Raw genomic sequence first — 208 nt, forward strand, 5'->3', positions numbered from 1 at the left:
GACCATCAGTTCAAGCGCACTCACCAGTGCGACTCAGGATGCGGCCTACAGCTACACCCTAGTGGCGACGGACAGCGATGTGGGCGACAGTCTGACCTTAAGCGCCGTGACACTGCCAAGCTGGCTGAGCTTCAATGCGGCTACGGGCGTGCTGAGTGGTACCCCAACTAACGCTAACGTGGGTAGCTATGCGGTGGTGTTACGCGCC

Annotated in this window: 1 protein-coding gene; it reads left to right on the forward strand. The window is 60.1% G+C overall.

Features of this window, described 5'->3' with window-relative positions:
* Window positions 1-208 (forward strand): putative Ig domain-containing protein (locus M0415_RS21405; protein WP_249560540.1); only part of this gene is annotated, 208 nt, incomplete at both ends.

The organism is Shewanella sp. 10B (genome assembly GCF_023475885.1).
Taxonomy (GTDB): domain Bacteria; phylum Pseudomonadota; class Gammaproteobacteria; order Enterobacterales; family Shewanellaceae; genus Shewanella; species Shewanella mangrovisoli.